The sequence below is a fragment of the Aliivibrio sp. A6 genome (genome assembly GCF_028765505.1).
In the GTDB taxonomy this organism is placed as follows: Bacteria; Pseudomonadota; Gammaproteobacteria; order Enterobacterales; family Vibrionaceae; genus Aliivibrio; species Aliivibrio finisterrensis_A.
Genome location: NZ_JARACR010000002.1, coordinates 159,890 through 175,298 on the forward strand (window position 1 = coordinate 159,890; position 15,409 = coordinate 175,298).

Here is a 15,409-nt window from a genome sequence, read left to right on the forward strand (position 1 = left end):
AGATATAATCGATTTTAACAAGCAAGAATGATCAAATACTTATGTAGATTGGTATTATCTCTTAAAGGATCAAAAAAGCGAAGCCACCTTTCGATAACTTCGCTTTCAATTTTATGTATGACTTATCACTAAATTAAGCGAATGCTTTTATTTAATTAAGCCAAAAGCTCTTTTGCTGTGTTTACTACGTTTTCTGTAGTGAAACCAAACATTTTGAATAGCTCATCAGCAGGTGCAGATTCACCAAACGTTGTCATACCTATGATCTTGCCACCGAAACCAACGTACTTGTACCAGAAATCAGCAATACCCGCTTCAACAGCGATACGCTTAGTTACTGATGATGGTAAAACCGCTTCACGGTACGCTTCGTCTTGTTTATCAAATGCATCAGTAGATGGCATAGAAACAACACGTACTGATTTACCTTCAGCAGTCAGTTGAGCCGCAGCTTCAACCGCTAGTTCGACTTCAGAACCTGTTGCAATAAGGATAAGCTCAGGTTGGCCTTCACAATCTTTTAGGATGTAAGCACCCTTAGCAATGTTTGCTACTTGCTCTTGTGTACGCTCTTGCTGTGCAAGGTTTTGACGAGAGAAGATTAAAGAAGAAGGACCATCTTTACGCTCGATAGCCAGTTTCCATGCAACTGCAGATTCAACTTGGTCACATGGGCGCCATGTGCTCATGTTTGGTGTTAGACGTAGAGAAGCAATTTGCTCAACTGGTTGGTGAGTTGGGCCATCTTCGCCAAGACCGATAGAGTCATGCGTGTAAACTTGGATGTTTTGCACTTTCATCAGTGCAGCCATGCGCATTGCGTTACGAGCGTACTCCATGAACATTAGGAAAGTTGCGCCGTACGGTACGAAACCACCGTGCAGAGCAATACCGTTCATGATCGCCGTCATACCAAACTCACGCACACCGTAGTGAATGTAGTTACCAGAGAAATCTTCAGCAGTTAGAGACTTAGAACCAGACCACATAGTTAGGTTAGAAGGCGCAAGGTCAGCAGAGCCACCCATGAATTCAGGTAACATAGCACCAAACGCTTCTAGTGCATTTTGAGAAGCTTTACGTGAAGCGATATTTGCAGGGTTCGCTTGAAGATCTGCAATGATTGCCGATGCTTTTTCTTCCCACTCTGCAGGTAAATCGCCATTTACACGACGCTTGTATTCAGCTGCAAGCTCAGGGTATGCCGCTGCATACGCATCAAATTTAGCATTCCAAGCTGCTTCTTTTTCAGAACCCGCTTCTTTTGCATCCCACTCAGCAGCCACGTCTGTTGGAATTTCAAATGCGCCGAACTCCCAGCCTAATGCTTTCTTAGTTGCTGCAATTTCATCAGCACCTAGTGGAGCACCATGACAGTCGTGTGTACCTTGCTTGTTTGGAGAACCAAAGCCAATCACTGTTTTAGTACAGATCAACGTCGGACGAGGGTCCGCTTTTGCTGCAATAATTGCAGCGTTGATTGCATCAGCATCGTGACCATCAACCGCCGGGATTACATGCCAGCCGTACGCTTCAAAACGTTTAGGTGTGTCATCAGAGAACCAACCTTCAACTTCACCATCAATAGAAATACCGTTGTCATCCCAGAAAGCAACTAGCTTACCAAGACCAAGAGTACCCGCTAAAGAACACGCTTCGTGAGAGATACCTTCCATTAAACAACCGTCGCCCATGAACACGTAAGTGTTGTGGTCAACGATATCATGGCCTTCACGGTTAAATTGCGCTGCCAATGCTTTCTCAGCCATTGCCATACCAACACCGTTTGTGATGCCTTGACCTAATGGACCAGTCGTTGTTTCGATACCTGGTGCATAACCGTACTCAGGGTGACCTGGTGTTTTAGAATGCAACTGACGGAAGTTTTTTAAGTCTTCGATAGAAAGGTCATAACCAGAAAGGTGAAGCAGAGAGTAAATCAGCATTGAACCGTGACCATTAGAAAGAATGAAACGGTCGCGATCAGCCCACTCTGGATTCTGTGGGTTGTGATTTAGGTGGCTACGCCATAATACTTCAGCGATGTCTGCCATACCCATAGGTGCGCCAGGGTGACCAGAATTTGCTTGTTGAACACCATCCATGCTTAAAGCGCGGATTGCATTTGCTAGATGTTTACGTGAAGACATGCCTGCTCCTGAAAATTCGAAGGACTATATGTTTATTGAGCTAGTTAACTCTTGACTGGCTAACTCATCGTTATGAATTAACCTAAATTTGCAGGTCCGTATTGTCGCAAAGGCTTATCTGCACTGCAAACGATTACTTATAAAATAAAGCGCTTTTTTTCACGATTTTGAAAGAAAACCTTGTTTGCTGAAGTAAATCCCATGTTCAGACGCAAACGATTGGTTATGTCTTATATTTATTTTCTTCTATGAAATGAGTTGTAATTAATCAATATTCCTCTATTATAGCCGTCTAGATGGAAAAACGCCTACACTGTTATACGTATAGACTTATATAGATTGTGGGTATTTTTAGAACTTATTATTTATAGAAGTGGAGCTCCCTTATGGCTAAGCACCTATTTACCTCTGAGTCTGTATCAGAAGGTCATCCAGATAAAATTGCCGACCAAATTTCAGATGCAGTACTTGATGCGATCTTAGAACAAGATCCAAAAGCTCGTGTTGCTTGTGAAACGTACGTAAAAACGGGCATGGTTATGGTCGGTGGTGAAGTAACTACTTCTGCGTGGGTTGATATCGAAGAAATCACTCGTGAAACCGTTCGTGATATCGGTTATGTTCATTCAGATATGGGCTTTGATGCGAACTCTTGTGCAGTATTAAACACAATTGGTAAGCAATCTCCTGACATCAACCAAGGCGTTGATAAAGCCGATCCAAAAGAACAAGGCGCGGGCGACCAAGGCATCATGTTTGGTTACGCAACAAACGAAACACCTATCTTAATGCCTGCTCCAATTACTTACTCTCACCTACTTGTTAAAAAGCAAGCTGAAGTACGTAAGAGCGGAAAACTGGATTTCTTACGTCCAGATGCAAAATCTCAAGTAACATTCCAATATGACCAAGGTAAGATTGTTGGTATTGATGCTGTTGTTCTTTCAACACAACACTGTGATTCAGTAACCACTCCAGATCTTCGTGAAGCGGTAATGGAAGAGATCATCAAGCCAGTACTTCCTGCAGAATGGTTAAATAAAGAGACTAAGTTCTTTATTAACCCAACAGGTCGCTTTGTTATCGGTGGCCCAATGGGTGACTGTGGCCTGACTGGTCGTAAAATCATCGTTGATACTTACGGCGGCGCAGCTCGTCACGGTGGCGGTGCATTCTCTGGTAAAGATCCATCAAAAGTTGACCGTTCAGCAGCATACGCAGCACGTTACGTAGCGAAAAACATTGTTGCTGCAGGCATGGCTGATCGTTGTGAAATTCAACTTTCATACGCTATCGGTGTTGCAGATCCAACATCAATCATGGTTGAAACCTTTGGTACTGAAAAAGTATCTCACGACATCATCATTGAAGCGGTTCGTCAGCACTTCGACCTACGCCCGTACGGCCTACAAGAAATGCTTAACCTTCTTCAGCCAATCTACAAGAAGACGGCAGCATACGGTCACTTCGGTCGTGAAGAGTTCCCATGGGAAGCAACAGATAAAGCAGACATCCTTCGTGATTTCGCAGGCATTAAGTAAGCATTAATTACTTATCCCTGAATTTAAAAGGGAGCTTCGGCTTCCTTTTTTGTTTTCTAGCCCCATATACTCTTTATAATTACCTTGGTATTAAAACTTATACCATTCTGGATAAGTCGTTGTTCAGATAATTGCTTAGGAAAAATCGATTAGAGCAAGGCATAAATTACAGTAACTAGAGGATCTAATTACAAAATTTATAACGCTGATATAATCGATTTTAACAAGCAAGAATGATCAAATACTTATGTAGATTGGTATTAAATACTAAAAATAAAGAGATTCAATGACACCACTTCAGCAAGCATCCATAGCTAAAGCTCAGCAATGCATTCAACAAGCTTCTACTTTTTTTAATCGCCCTTTTTCTTTACCAGAAATTAAATTTACTCAGCGTGGAAAAATCGCAGGGACGGCTCGCCTTCAAGGTTGGGAAATTCGTATTAACCCTGTTTTATTAGAAGAGAATCAACACACCTTTATTAATGAAGTGATCCCTCATGAAATCGCTCACCTAATCACATTCAAGCTATATGGTCGAGTGCGCCCTCACGGCAAAGAGTGGCAAGGTGTGATGAATCAAGTTTTCAATTTACCAGCAAGAACCACGCACAGCTTTAGTGTTGATTCGGTAAAGGGAAAAACCTTTCCTTATCGTTGCAAATGCACAACACACGAACTTACTGTTCGCCGTCATAATCGAGTTCAACGTAAAGAAACTCAATACCTCTGTAAAGCGTGTCAGTCCCCACTAAAATGGATTAAACCTCGCTCATAGCGGTATGAATGTACATATTTCAGCTGTTTTTTATCCTAGTAATTAATTTATCTATAATGCGAATTAACAATAGGCTACCCTTACTGTATTAATATAATAATCAGTAGGTTTACCATGACATTAATTCGCTTAGTTATTAGCATCATCGCGATAACTTTCAGCTTCAATGCACTTTCAGCTCCCCCTTCCTCATTTTCTAAAGCTAAAAAACTAGCCGTGAAAATCTATCTTGATCACCCAACTTCTTTCTATTGTGGCTGTGACATTACATGGAAAGATAAAAAGAAAGGTATTCCTGACTTACAAAGTTGTGGTTATGACGTTCGTAAACAAGAAAAGCGTGCTAGCCGCATCGAGTGGGAGCACGTAGTCCCAGCTTGGCAGTTTGGCCATCAACGCCAATGCTGGCAAGATGGTGGACGCAAGAATTGCACCCGCAAAGACAAACAATTCAAAATGATGGAAGCTGACTTACACAACTTAGTTCCAGCCATTGGCGAAGTGAATGGTGATCGTTCTAATTTCCGTTTTTCACAATGGAACGGTAATAAAGGGGCCAATTATGGGCAATGTGCTTTTAAAGTTGATTTTAAAGGCCGTGTAGCAGAGCCGCCAGCACAATCTAGAGGTGCCATTGCTCGTACTTATTTATACATGAATAATGAATATCGTTTTAATTTATCCAAAGCACAGCGTCAATTAATGGAAGCGTGGAATAAACAATACCCTGTCTCAGCATGGGAATGTGAGCGTGATAAACGTATTGCTAAAATTCAAGGTAACCATAACCAATTTGTCTATAAAGCCTGTATGAAATAACATAGACTAACTTAGAGGTTGAAAAAGCAACCATTAACCTCCATCCTTAAATGTAAGATAGTTAAAGAAAAGTAGACCATGAGAATACCAAGAATCCATCATCCCGAACTGCTTCCTTCACAAGGAAAAATTAATTTAAGCGATGATGCAGCTAACCATGTTGGCCGCGTTATGCGAATGAAAGAAGGTGAAGCCGTATTACTGTTTGATGGCAGCGGTGCTGAGTTTCCTGCTGTAATTACTTCCGCATCAAAGAAAAGCGTAGAAGTTGAGATCAGCGAACGTATAGAGCGCAGCAGTGAATCTCCATTAAATTTACACTTAGGCCAAGTGGTTTCTCGTGGTGATAAAATGGAATTCACTATTCAAAAATCTGTCGAGCTAGGGGTTAATACCATTACTCCTCTTATTTCAGAACGTTGTGGCGTGAAGCTAAATAAAGAGCGTTTCGAGAAAAAACTCGAGCAGTGGCAAAAAATAGCGATTGCCGCCTGTGAACAATGTGGTCGTAATACGGTTCCTGAAATTCGCCCAATTATGTCTTTAGAAGAGTGGTGTGCTGAAGAGTATGACGGATTAAAACTAAACCTTCATCCAAGAGCAAAATACTCGATCAATACATTGCCGGAACCCGTGACAAATGTGCGCTTGTTAATTGGCCCTGAAGGCGGTTTATCGTCTGACGAAATTAACATGACAGAACAATATCAATTTGAAGAAACGTTGCTTGGTCCTCGAGTTCTAAGAACTGAAACCGCAGCGCTTACCGCAATTACAGCCTTACAAGTTCGTTTTGGCGATCTTGGCTAACTGGAGAAATACAATGATCAAACTCGGTATCGTAATGGATCCTATCTCATCCATTAACATCAAAAAAGACTCTAGCTTTGCCATGATGCTTGAAGCACAAAAGCGCGGCTGGGAAATCCATTACATGGAAATGGCTGACCTACACCTAGATCAAGGTAAAGCAGTTGCAGATACCAAAGTGGTTGAACTAAAAGAAGACCCTACAAGCTGGTATGAATTCAAATCAGAGCAAACTATCGACCTTGCTGATCTTGATGCTGTACTAATGCGTAAAGATCCTCCATTCGATACTGAATATATCTACGCAACTTACATTTTAGAGCGTGCTGAAATTCAAGGTGCATTGATTGTTAATAAACCTCAGAGCCTACGTGATTGTAACGAAAAACTGTTTACTGCTTGGTTCCCTGAGTTAACACCAACAACACTAGTAACGCGTAAAGCTGAAAAAATTAAAGCCTTCCGCGAAGAGCATGGCGATATTATCCTAAAACCACTTGATGGTATGGGCGGCGCATCAATCTTCCGTGTTAAAGCAGGCGATCCAAACGTATCTGTTATCATTGAGACACTGACTAATCACGAACAAAATTACTGCATGGCACAAACCTTTGTTCCAGATATCAGCAATGGTGACAAACGCATTCTTGTGGTTGATGGAGAGCCAATGCCTTACTGCTTAGCTCGTATCCCAGCAAAAGGCGAAACTCGTGGTAACTTAGCCGCAGGCGGCACGGGTGAAGCGCGTCCATTAAGTGAGACTGACTGGGCGATTGCTAATGCCGTTGCTCCAACATTAAAAGAAAAAGGTCTAATCTTTGTAGGTCTGGATGTCATTGGTGACAAACTGACAGAAATCAACGTAACTAGCCCGACTTGCATTAAAGAAATCGAAGCTGCGTTCGATATCTCAATCACTGGCAAATTAATGGATGCTATCGAGCGTCGTATTAACGCTTAATTGAGCCTTGCATAACAAAGGGAGTTCATCGCTCCCTTTAGTGACAAAGCAACATTAGTTACCCTGAATTTTTAGGAGGCTTTGTGGATTTAAAAAACCATTTTTTAGTAGCAATGCCAAGTATGAAAGACCCATTTTTCCATCGAAGTGTTATCTATATTTGTGAGCATGATTCAGAGGGGACCATGGGGCTGCGTATTAATGAGACGGTTCCGATTTCATTGGAAGGTATGCTCGACCAAATAAAACTAGAGAACGCCTCTCCTATTATTTTTCCACAAACCTTAACTCAACCAGTATTGAATGGTGGTCCTGTATCTGATGATCGAGGCTTTGTATTACATTCAGTGAAAGATCGCTATACATCAAGTATACGAGTGACAAGCGAACTTTCAGTAACTACATCAAAGGATATTCTTGCGACGCTTGGTACCGAATCTCAGCCACGTAAGTACTTGGTTGCACTTGGGTATTCAGGGTGGGATGCAGGACAACTTGAACAAGAACTGTCCGAAAACAGCTGGCTTGTTTTAGAGGCTGATCCTTCGATTATTTTTGATACCCCTATTCCTGATCGCTGGCGAAGAGCGATTGAAATTTTAGGCATTAGCCCAGCAAACCTATCTAGCGAGGTTGGACACGCATGAGTTCACGTACCATCATGGCATTCGATTTTGGCACCAAGAGTATTGGGTCTGCCATTGGTCAAGAGATCACCGGTACTGCAAGTCCATTAAAAGCATTTAAAGCTCAAGATGGCACCCCTAATTGGGATGATATTGAAAAACAAATTAAAGAGTGGAACCCAGATTTGATCGTTGTCGGTTTACCTACCGATCTTCATGGTAAAGAACTCGAAACCATCACTCCTCGCGCAAAGAAATTTGCCAATCGTCTGCATGGCCGTTTTGGTAAGCAAGTTGAGTTGCATGACGAGCGCCTATCAACCGCTGAGGCTCGCGCTGATTTGTTTGAATACGGTGGTTATAAAGCATTATCGAAAGGCAATATTGATTGCCAGTCTGCGGTAGTGATTTTAGAAAGCTGGTTTGAGAATCAGTGGGGCTAAAATCTAAAAGCAGACGCAACAAGTTGCTTGAGACGCTTCGCTAAAAGACGGCTTCGCCTTGAGAGTTAATAATGTGAACTCTTAAGCGAAGCGTCTCTTCGGACAAAGTCCACCTCTAGAAAATTTATTTTCGTCTGCTCTAATCTAACGATATCGATACATTATCAAGCTTCGACGAGCTAAATGAATCCCCTCGCTTCGTCTTTAACATCAACCTCAAGTCATTCGCTGAGTCCGCACTATGCAACGCCTCTTCCTCAGAAATTTTCTCTGCCACAACCAAATCAAACAAACACTGATCAAACGTCTGCATGCCTGACTCTCGTGATTTTGCCATGGTTGCTTTTAGCTCATGCAAATCTCCACGGCGGATTAGATCTGAAATTCGAGGAGTATTCAATAACACTTCATAAACTCCATGGCGACCATTACCATTCATATCAGGCACCAATTGCTGAGCAATGATCCCTTTTAAGTTCATTGAAAGATCAAATAAGAACTGCTCTTTATGATCTTTAGGTACTAAATGAAGAATACGCTCTAATGCTTGGTTGGCATTGTTTGCATGCAGCGTCGCCATACAAAGGTGGCCAGTTTCTGCAAACGTCATTGCATATTCCATGGTTTCACGACTACGAATTTCACCAATTAAAATCATATCTGGCGCTTGTCGTAAAGAGTTCTTCAATGCCACTTCATAGCTTTGTGTATCTAAGCCAACTTCACGCTGAGTGACAATGCACTTATTATGTGGATGAACAAATTCAATCGGATCTTCTACCGTTAATATGTGGCCGTAACGATTGTCATTTCGATAGCCAGTCATCGCTGCCATCGACGTGGATTTCCCCGAACCTGTTGCCCCAACGACAAGAACCAAACCTCGCTTAGAGATTGAAAGTTCCTTCATTACCTCAGGTAAATTTAACGAATCCATCGAAGGTATTGTTGTTTCAATACGACGGATCACCGCACCCGGCTGCTCACGTTGCCAAAACGCACTAACACGAAAGCGGCCGATCTCTTTTACAATCGCAAAATTGGCTTCTAGCTTTTGGTTAAACTCTTTTTGACGCTCGTCGCTCATCATTTCAGCTAATAATGCCGTAACAGAATCAACCGTCTGTTTCTCACCTAACTGCTGAAACTCACCGTGAACACGCAATAAACATGGGGCATCCACTGTAATATAAACATCAGACGCTTTTTTCTGTACCATGTTATCTAGCAGTTGATCTAACTTCATAGTTAAAAACCTACACTACTGATATCAACTTTTTTTGCCACTTCATCAGGGTCGACTAGACCTTGTGCTATAATTTTCTTCGCATTTTGTTCCATTGTCTGCATACCAAAAGAAGAACCCGTCTGAATAATAGAATACATTTGCGCTACTTTATCCTCTCGGATCAAGTTACGAATTGCAGGCGTCGCGATCATAATTTCATGACATGCCACACGACCACCACCATTACGCTTTAACAATGTCTGAGCGACCACCGCTTTTAATGATTCTGACAACATTGAGCGCACCATGGACTTCTCACTGCCAGGGAATACATCAATAATACGGTCAATGGTTTTAGCTGCTGAACTGGTGTGCAAGGTGCCAAATACCAAGTGACCCGTTTCTGCGGCGGTTAATGCTAAACTAATGGTTTCTTGGTCACGAAGTTCACCCACCAAAATAACATCAGGATCTTCACGTAGCGCTGAGCGTAATGCCGCCTTAAAGCTGTGTGTGTCTCGATGTACTTCACGTTGGTTAATCAAACATTTCTTATTTTTGTGCACAAACTCAATCGGATCTTCAATCGTCAATACGTGCTTATTGTGATTTTCATTAATGTAATCAACCATCGCTGCAAGCGTCGTTGATTTACCAGAACCTGTTGGCCCTGTAATTAATACCAACCCTTTTTGATAATTAGCGATATTAGTAAAAATCTCTGGTGCGACAAGTTGATCTAATGATGGGATCTCAACAGGAATGGTTCTAAATACTGCTGCACATCCACGAGATTGGTTAAATGCATTGACACGAAAGCGCCCAAGATTTGGTAATTCAAATGAAAAATCGACTTCTAACTTTTCTTCAAACTCACTGCGCTGAGCATCATTCATAATGTCCGTCACTAAACGGTGAACTTCTGCGTGTGTAAAATCGGGTAATGTCAGTTTACGAACGTCCCCATCTACACGCACCATAGGAGGAACTCCTGCAGATAGGTGTAGATCTGACGCATTTTGTTTTACACTAAAGTCCAGTAGTTCTGTGATGTCCATAATTTTCCTCGGTAATCGTTTCTATGACTAGTATTAAGCAAAATATCAATCAAATCACCCTTCAGATAGGGAATAGCATTCAAAAATGTGGTCGACAACCAGATTCTGTGCAATTACTGGCAGTCAGTAAAACCAAACCTATCGACTTACTCGAACAAGCGATAGAGGCTGGTCAACGCGCATTTGGTGAAAACTACGTTCAAGAAGGCGTTGAAAAAGTGCAATACTTCCAAAGTACCCATTCTAATACAGAATTAGAATGGCACTTCATTGGACCTATTCAATCCAATAAAACTCGTCCAATAGCGGAACACTTTGATTGGGTTCATTCTATTGACCGCCTGAAAATAGCACAACGCTTGAATGAGCAACGTCTGAAAAGCCTTGGGAAACTAAATGTGCTTATTCAGGTCAATATCAGCTCAGAAGAAAGCAAATCAGGCACCACATCTGAAGAAGTCATGGCACTGGCAGCGGCAATCAATGAGATGCCAAACCTAACTTTACGTGGATTAATGTCGATCCCTGCTAACGTCTCTAATTATGATGAACAACTGGCAGCATTTACACAACTTGCTTCCATTCAAAACCAATTACGCGCACAATATCCGCAAGTGGATACCCTATCAATGGGAATGAGTGGCGATATGGATGCCGCAATTGAAGCCGGCTCAACAATGGTTCGAATTGGTACCGCTATTTTTGGTGCTAGAGGCTAAAAAGAATCTCAACTCGAATGATACCAATATCACTAAATTGATTGGTATAAAGTAAGGAACACGAATGGAACATCGCAACATTGCTTTTATTGGTGCGGGCAATATGACTCGCTCTATCATTGCTGGATTAATTAGCAGTGGCTACCCAAAGGGAAAAATCACAGCAACCAACCCAAGTACAGAGAAGCTTGAGTATTTAAAAAGTTGCTATGGTATCAATACGAGTACAGATAATTTAACGGCAGCTCAACAGGCTGAAGTAATTGTCTTGGCTGTAAAACCACAAATGATGGCAGTAGCAGCAGAACCCTTACAAATTGTCGATTTCTCAGATAAGTTAGTTATCTCAATTGCCGCGGGTATTTCAGCAAAGCGCCTCAATGAGATGTTTACCACTGAATTGAATCTAGTTCGTGTTATGCCAAATACCCCAGCACTCGTTGGTAAAGGTATGAGTGGCTTGTTTGCGGTAGAGCATATCTCAGAACAAGACAAAACCTATGCTGGTAATTTACTTTCCGCGGTAGGAGAGGTTTGTTGGGTAGAGAAAGAATCTGGCATTAACTCGGTTATTGCGGCAGCAGGAAGCGCTCCAGCGTATTTCTTCTTGTTCATGGAAGCGATGCAAGCGGAAGCGATTAAACAAGGCTTTAGTGAAGAGACTGCGCGTCTACTCGTTCAACAATCAGCACTTGGTGCAGCTGAAATGGTGGTAGCAAATCCTGAGACAGAGCTATCAACACTGCGCGAGCAAGTAACCTCAAAAGGAGGCACGACTGCAGAAGCGTTACGCACCTTTAACGAACATAACCTGCAAGAGATCGTCGCTAAGGCTATGCAAGCTGCGGTCTCTCGAGCAGAAGAGATGGAATCTCTATTTTAAAAAGTAATTCTATTTTCAGAACCACTTTATTTTCAAAACCAATGATTTTTAAGGTTAATAAACTATGAATGCAATGAGCTTTTTAATCTCGACCGTTTTTGATTTATACATCATGGTCGTGATCCTACGAATTTGGTTACAAGTTGCACGAGCTGACTTCTATAATCCATTTTCACAATTTATCGTAAAAGCGACACAACCAATCGTCTCTCCTTTACGTCGTGTTATCCCATCGATTGGTAGCTTAGATTTAGCCACTGTATTATTTGCTTATGTACTGTGTGTTGTGAAGTTCGTTGCTCTACAATTAGTGGTATCAGGCGGTGTTGCTTTTGGCCCTGAGTTTTTATTCATTGGTTTGATTGCCCTTGCTAAGGCCGCTGGTGGTTTGCTGTTCTGGATCTTATTAGTACGCGCTATCTTAAGCTGGGTAAGCCAAGGCCGCAGCCCAATTGAATACGTTATGCACCAATTAACAGAACCAATGTTAGCGCCTATTCGTAAAATTCTTCCTCAAATGGGCGGACTCGACTTAAGCGTATTAGTGCTGTTTATCGTACTTCAATTTGCTAACTTCTTAATGGGCGATTTAATTGGTCCTATTTGGTATAGCTTGTAATTTAACGATGCCTGTTAAATACGATAATGATGATTTGATCTTACGGCTGTATCTGCAACCAAAAGCCAGTCGAGATCAAATTGTTGGAGTACATGGTGAAGAACTTAAAATTGCGATTACCGCACCTCCTGTTGATGGAAAAGCAAATGCGCATTTAATTAAGTACTTCTCCAAACTGTTTAAAGTGGCTAAAGGAAAAATTACGGTAGAAAAAGGAGAACTTAATCGTCATAAACAAGTTCGAATTCATTCACCTGAAATAATTCCTGAAGCCATCAAGCAATTATTACTGTCAAAATAACTATTAATGCCGAGTTAATCCTCGGCTTTTTTATACCAATGTAATTACTGGATTTGGTATTATATGGAGGCCTTTATATGAAGATCACTATGAAAAAAATAACCTTACTTTTGTCCCTGTTTCTTTTTAGTTTACCCACATTTGCAGGTCAATTTGTACAAATTAAAAATGTTGAGGTTCATTATTCCGCCTTCAACTCAACATTTCTAACTCCAAAAGTAGCACGCGCTTATCAACTAAAACGCTCTGGCTACAACGCCTTAATTAACATCAGCGTGTTAGATATATCACAAGCAGGTAAGCCTGCTATTGCTGCAAAAATTACAGGGACCGCTAAAAATTTACTCGGCCAAACAAAAACGTTAACCTTCCGTGAAATTAAAGAGCAAAACGCAATTTACTACATTGCAGAGCTACCAATCACTAACGAAGAAACCTTTCGCTTTGATATTAATGTATCTGCCGATACCAAGGGTGCTGGCAAATTAAAATTCAATCAAAAGTTTTACGTAGAAGAATAAGAGAATCATTATGAGCAAAATCGTACTAGCAACAGGCAACCAAGGTAAGGTTCGTGAAATGGCAGATGTGCTGTCTGACTTTGGATTTGATGTGGTTGCACAAAGTGAATTCAACGTATCTGATGTAGCAGAAACTGGCACAACCTTTATTGAAAATGCCATTATTAAAGCGCGTCACGCAGCGAAAGAAACAGGCTTACCGGCGATTGCTGATGATTCAGGCCTAGAGGTCGACGCATTAAATGGGGCACCTGGTGTTTACTCTGCACGTTACTCAGGTGAAGGCGCAACCGACCAAAAGAACATTGATAAGATGTTAGCAGCAATGGACGGTATTCCTGCAGAAAAACGTACTGCACGCTTTCATTGTGTATTAGTACTAATGAAGCACGAGAACGATCCTACGCCACTTATTTGTCATGGTTCATGGGAAGGTCACATTACTACTGAACAACAGGGTGAAAATGGCTTTGGCTATGACCCTATCTTCTGGGTAAGTGAAGATAACTGTTCTTCAGCAGAGCTTGAGCCTGCGCGTAAAAAACAACTTTCTCACCGTGGTAAAGCGCTGAAAAAACTGTTTGCTGCATTAAAGGAAGGTAAATAAGTAATGCTAGTTCCACCACCATTAAGCTTATACATTCATATCCCATGGTGTATTCAAAAATGCCCATATTGCGATTTCAATTCTCATGCATTGAAAACGACAATCCCTGAAGCACAATATATTTCAGCGTTAATTGACGATCTTGATACCGATCTTGCGCGTTATGATATGCAAAATGAATCACGTAAGCTGCACTCTATTTTTATTGGTGGTGGTACACCAAGCTTAATTACCGCTCCTGAGATTAAGCGTTTATTGACCGAAGTTGAAAAACGCTTACCCTTTGCTGATGACATTGAAATCACAATGGAAGCAAACCCTGGAACCGTAGAGGCTGGTCGATTCATTGAATATCGTGAAGCGGGCGTTAATCGCATCTCCATTGGTGTGCAAAGTTTTCAGCAAGAGAAATTAGAAAAACTGGGACGTATTCACGGTAAAGATGAAGCCATTCGTGCAGCTCGTCTTGCGCATGAAGCCGGATTAAACAGCTTCAACCTTGATTTAATGCATGGCCTACCGAATCAAAGTATTGATGATGCGTTATCTGATTTAAAACAAGCGATTGACCTTAATCCGCCACATTTATCTTGGTATCAGCTGACGATTGAACCAAACACGGTATTTTATTATAAGCCTCCAACGTTACCGGATGATGATGATTTATGGGATATTTTTGAACAAGGTCACCAAATTCTTGCTGACGCCGGTTATGTTCAATATGAGATTTCAGGCTACAGTAAAGTCGGTTATCAATGCCGACATAATTTGAATTATTGGCGCTTTGGGGATTATTTAGGTATTGGCTGCGGGGCTCATGGCAAGCTGAGTTTTGCTGATGGTCGTATTGTTCGAACCACTAAAATCAAGCACCCACGCGGCTTCTTAGATTTAACGAAGCCTTACTTAATTGACGAACAAGAGGTTGTGGATCACGATAGACCTTTTGAGTTCTTCATGAACCGTTTTCGTCTGTTAGAAGCGTGCCCTAAACAAGATTTTATTGATAAAACTGGATTAGGTTTTGAGTCGATTCAAGAGACGATTGATTGGGCTAAAGAGAAGAAATATCTCGATGAAACCGAGACGCACTGGCAGATCACAGAGCACGGCAAGTTGTTTTTGAATGATATGTTAGAAGCGTTTATGGGGGATGAGGACTAAGTTCAGGGTTCAGATCGCTTCGCTTAAAGGTTTCAGGAAGAGCAAAGAATCGAAACTCTAAATTAAACAACCAGCAACCCCTCCTAGCCCCCCTTATATCAATACTGACTACCAAGTAACAGCGGTGAACAAGGGGAGGAACAGTATTGTGATCGTTGATATACCAGCATCAAAGAAAATT

17 protein-coding genes are annotated in these 15,409 nt (G+C 41.6%); 14 read left to right on the plus strand and 3 right to left on the minus strand.

The features are described from left to right. Window positions 1-155: 155 nt before the first annotated feature. The gene (gene tkt / locus PVK70_RS01800) at window positions 156-2,150 is read right to left on the minus strand and encodes a transketolase (RefSeq protein ID WP_130044336.1); all 1,995 of its coding nucleotides are present in this window, start codon (window positions 2,148-2,150) and stop codon (window positions 156-158) included. A gap of 386 nt (window positions 2,151-2,536) precedes the next feature. Here tkt and metK point away from each other — a divergent pair, with 386 nt between their 5' ends. The 7 genes from metK (at window position 2,537) to ruvX (ending at window position 8,128) form a co-directional block, all read left to right on the plus strand. Next, a complete protein-coding gene (gene metK / locus PVK70_RS01805; protein ID WP_130046890.1) occupies window positions 2,537-3,691 on the plus strand; it encodes a methionine adenosyltransferase in 1,155 nt (384 codons plus the stop codon). 286 nt (window positions 3,692-3,977) lie between these two features. Next, window positions 3,978-4,469, plus strand: a complete 492-nt coding sequence (locus tag PVK70_RS01810) for a SprT family zinc-dependent metalloprotease (RefSeq protein ID WP_130046891.1) — start codon at window positions 3,978-3,980, stop codon at window positions 4,467-4,469. A 114-nt stretch (window positions 4,470-4,583) separates the two neighbouring features. Beyond that, window positions 4,584-5,288: a deoxyribonuclease I gene (gene endA, locus PVK70_RS01815; RefSeq protein WP_130044339.1), complete on the plus strand. Its 705-nt coding sequence runs from the start codon at window positions 4,584-4,586 to the stop codon at window positions 5,286-5,288. A gap of 78 nt (window positions 5,289-5,366) precedes the next feature. Continuing rightward, window positions 5,367-6,098, plus strand: coding sequence for a 16S rRNA (uracil(1498)-N(3))-methyltransferase (gene rsmE, locus PVK70_RS01820; RefSeq protein WP_130046892.1), 732 nt, complete (start codon window positions 5,367-5,369; stop codon window positions 6,096-6,098). A gap of 13 nt (window positions 6,099-6,111) precedes the next feature. Further along, window positions 6,112-7,059: a glutathione synthase gene (gshB, locus tag PVK70_RS01825; protein WP_130044341.1), complete on the plus strand. Its 948-nt coding sequence runs from the start codon at window positions 6,112-6,114 to the stop codon at window positions 7,057-7,059. Between the two features lie 83 nt (window positions 7,060-7,142). Next, the gene (locus PVK70_RS01830; protein WP_130044342.1) at window positions 7,143-7,706 is read left to right on the plus strand and encodes a YqgE/AlgH family protein; all 564 of its coding nucleotides are present in this window, start codon (window positions 7,143-7,145) and stop codon (window positions 7,704-7,706) included. Then, window positions 7,703-8,128 (plus strand): Holliday junction resolvase RuvX, encoded by a 426-nt coding sequence (gene ruvX, locus PVK70_RS01835; protein ID WP_130046893.1) that lies wholly within the window; start codon window positions 7,703-7,705, stop codon window positions 8,126-8,128. The genes PVK70_RS01830 and ruvX overlap by 4 nt, the downstream gene beginning before the upstream one ends. A gap of 139 nt (window positions 8,129-8,267) precedes the next feature. On the opposite strand, the gene PVK70_RS01840 is transcribed toward ruvX, so the two are convergent. Next, window positions 8,268-9,374: a PilT/PilU family type 4a pilus ATPase gene (locus tag PVK70_RS01840; protein ID WP_130046894.1), complete on the minus strand. Its 1,107-nt coding sequence runs from the start codon at window positions 9,372-9,374 to the stop codon at window positions 8,268-8,270. A gap of 2 nt (window positions 9,375-9,376) precedes the next feature. Beyond that, on the minus strand, window positions 9,377-10,414 hold the full coding sequence (locus PVK70_RS01845; RefSeq protein WP_130046895.1) for a type IV pilus twitching motility protein PilT: 1,038 nt from the start codon (window positions 10,412-10,414) through the stop codon (window positions 9,377-9,379). A 23-nt stretch (window positions 10,415-10,437) separates the two neighbouring features. On the opposite strand from PVK70_RS01845, the gene PVK70_RS01850 reads away from it, so the two are divergent. The 7 genes from PVK70_RS01850 to hemW all read left to right on the plus strand — a co-directional run bounded on the left by PVK70_RS01850 (window position 10,438) and on the right by hemW (window position 15,228). Then, complete coding sequence (locus PVK70_RS01850; protein WP_130046896.1) at window positions 10,438-11,133, plus strand: YggS family pyridoxal phosphate-dependent enzyme; 696 nt, start codon at window positions 10,438-10,440, stop codon at window positions 11,131-11,133. Window positions 11,134-11,197: 64 nt separating this feature from the next. Beyond that, window positions 11,198-12,016, plus strand: a complete 819-nt coding sequence (gene proC / locus PVK70_RS01855; protein ID WP_130046897.1) for a pyrroline-5-carboxylate reductase — start codon at window positions 11,198-11,200, stop codon at window positions 12,014-12,016. 64 nt (window positions 12,017-12,080) lie between these two features. Next, the gene (locus PVK70_RS01860) at window positions 12,081-12,635 is read left to right on the plus strand and encodes a YggT family protein (RefSeq protein WP_122036612.1); all 555 of its coding nucleotides are present in this window, start codon (window positions 12,081-12,083) and stop codon (window positions 12,633-12,635) included. Between the two features lie 7 nt (window positions 12,636-12,642). Further along, window positions 12,643-12,936 (plus strand): DUF167 family protein YggU, encoded by a 294-nt coding sequence (yggU, locus tag PVK70_RS01865; RefSeq protein ID WP_130044349.1) that lies wholly within the window; start codon window positions 12,643-12,645, stop codon window positions 12,934-12,936. A gap of 89 nt (window positions 12,937-13,025) precedes the next feature. Further along, on the plus strand, window positions 13,026-13,457 hold the full coding sequence (locus tag PVK70_RS01870; RefSeq protein WP_130046957.1) for a DUF4426 domain-containing protein: 432 nt from the start codon (window positions 13,026-13,028) through the stop codon (window positions 13,455-13,457). A 10-nt stretch (window positions 13,458-13,467) separates the two neighbouring features. Beyond that, window positions 13,468-14,064 (plus strand): XTP/dITP diphosphatase, encoded by a 597-nt coding sequence (locus PVK70_RS01875; protein WP_130044351.1) that lies wholly within the window; start codon window positions 13,468-13,470, stop codon window positions 14,062-14,064. Window positions 14,065-14,067: 3 nt separating this feature from the next. Continuing rightward, the gene (hemW, locus tag PVK70_RS01880) at window positions 14,068-15,228 is read left to right on the plus strand and encodes a radical SAM family heme chaperone HemW (protein WP_130046898.1); all 1,161 of its coding nucleotides are present in this window, start codon (window positions 14,068-14,070) and stop codon (window positions 15,226-15,228) included. Window positions 15,229-15,409 lie beyond the last annotated feature (181 nt).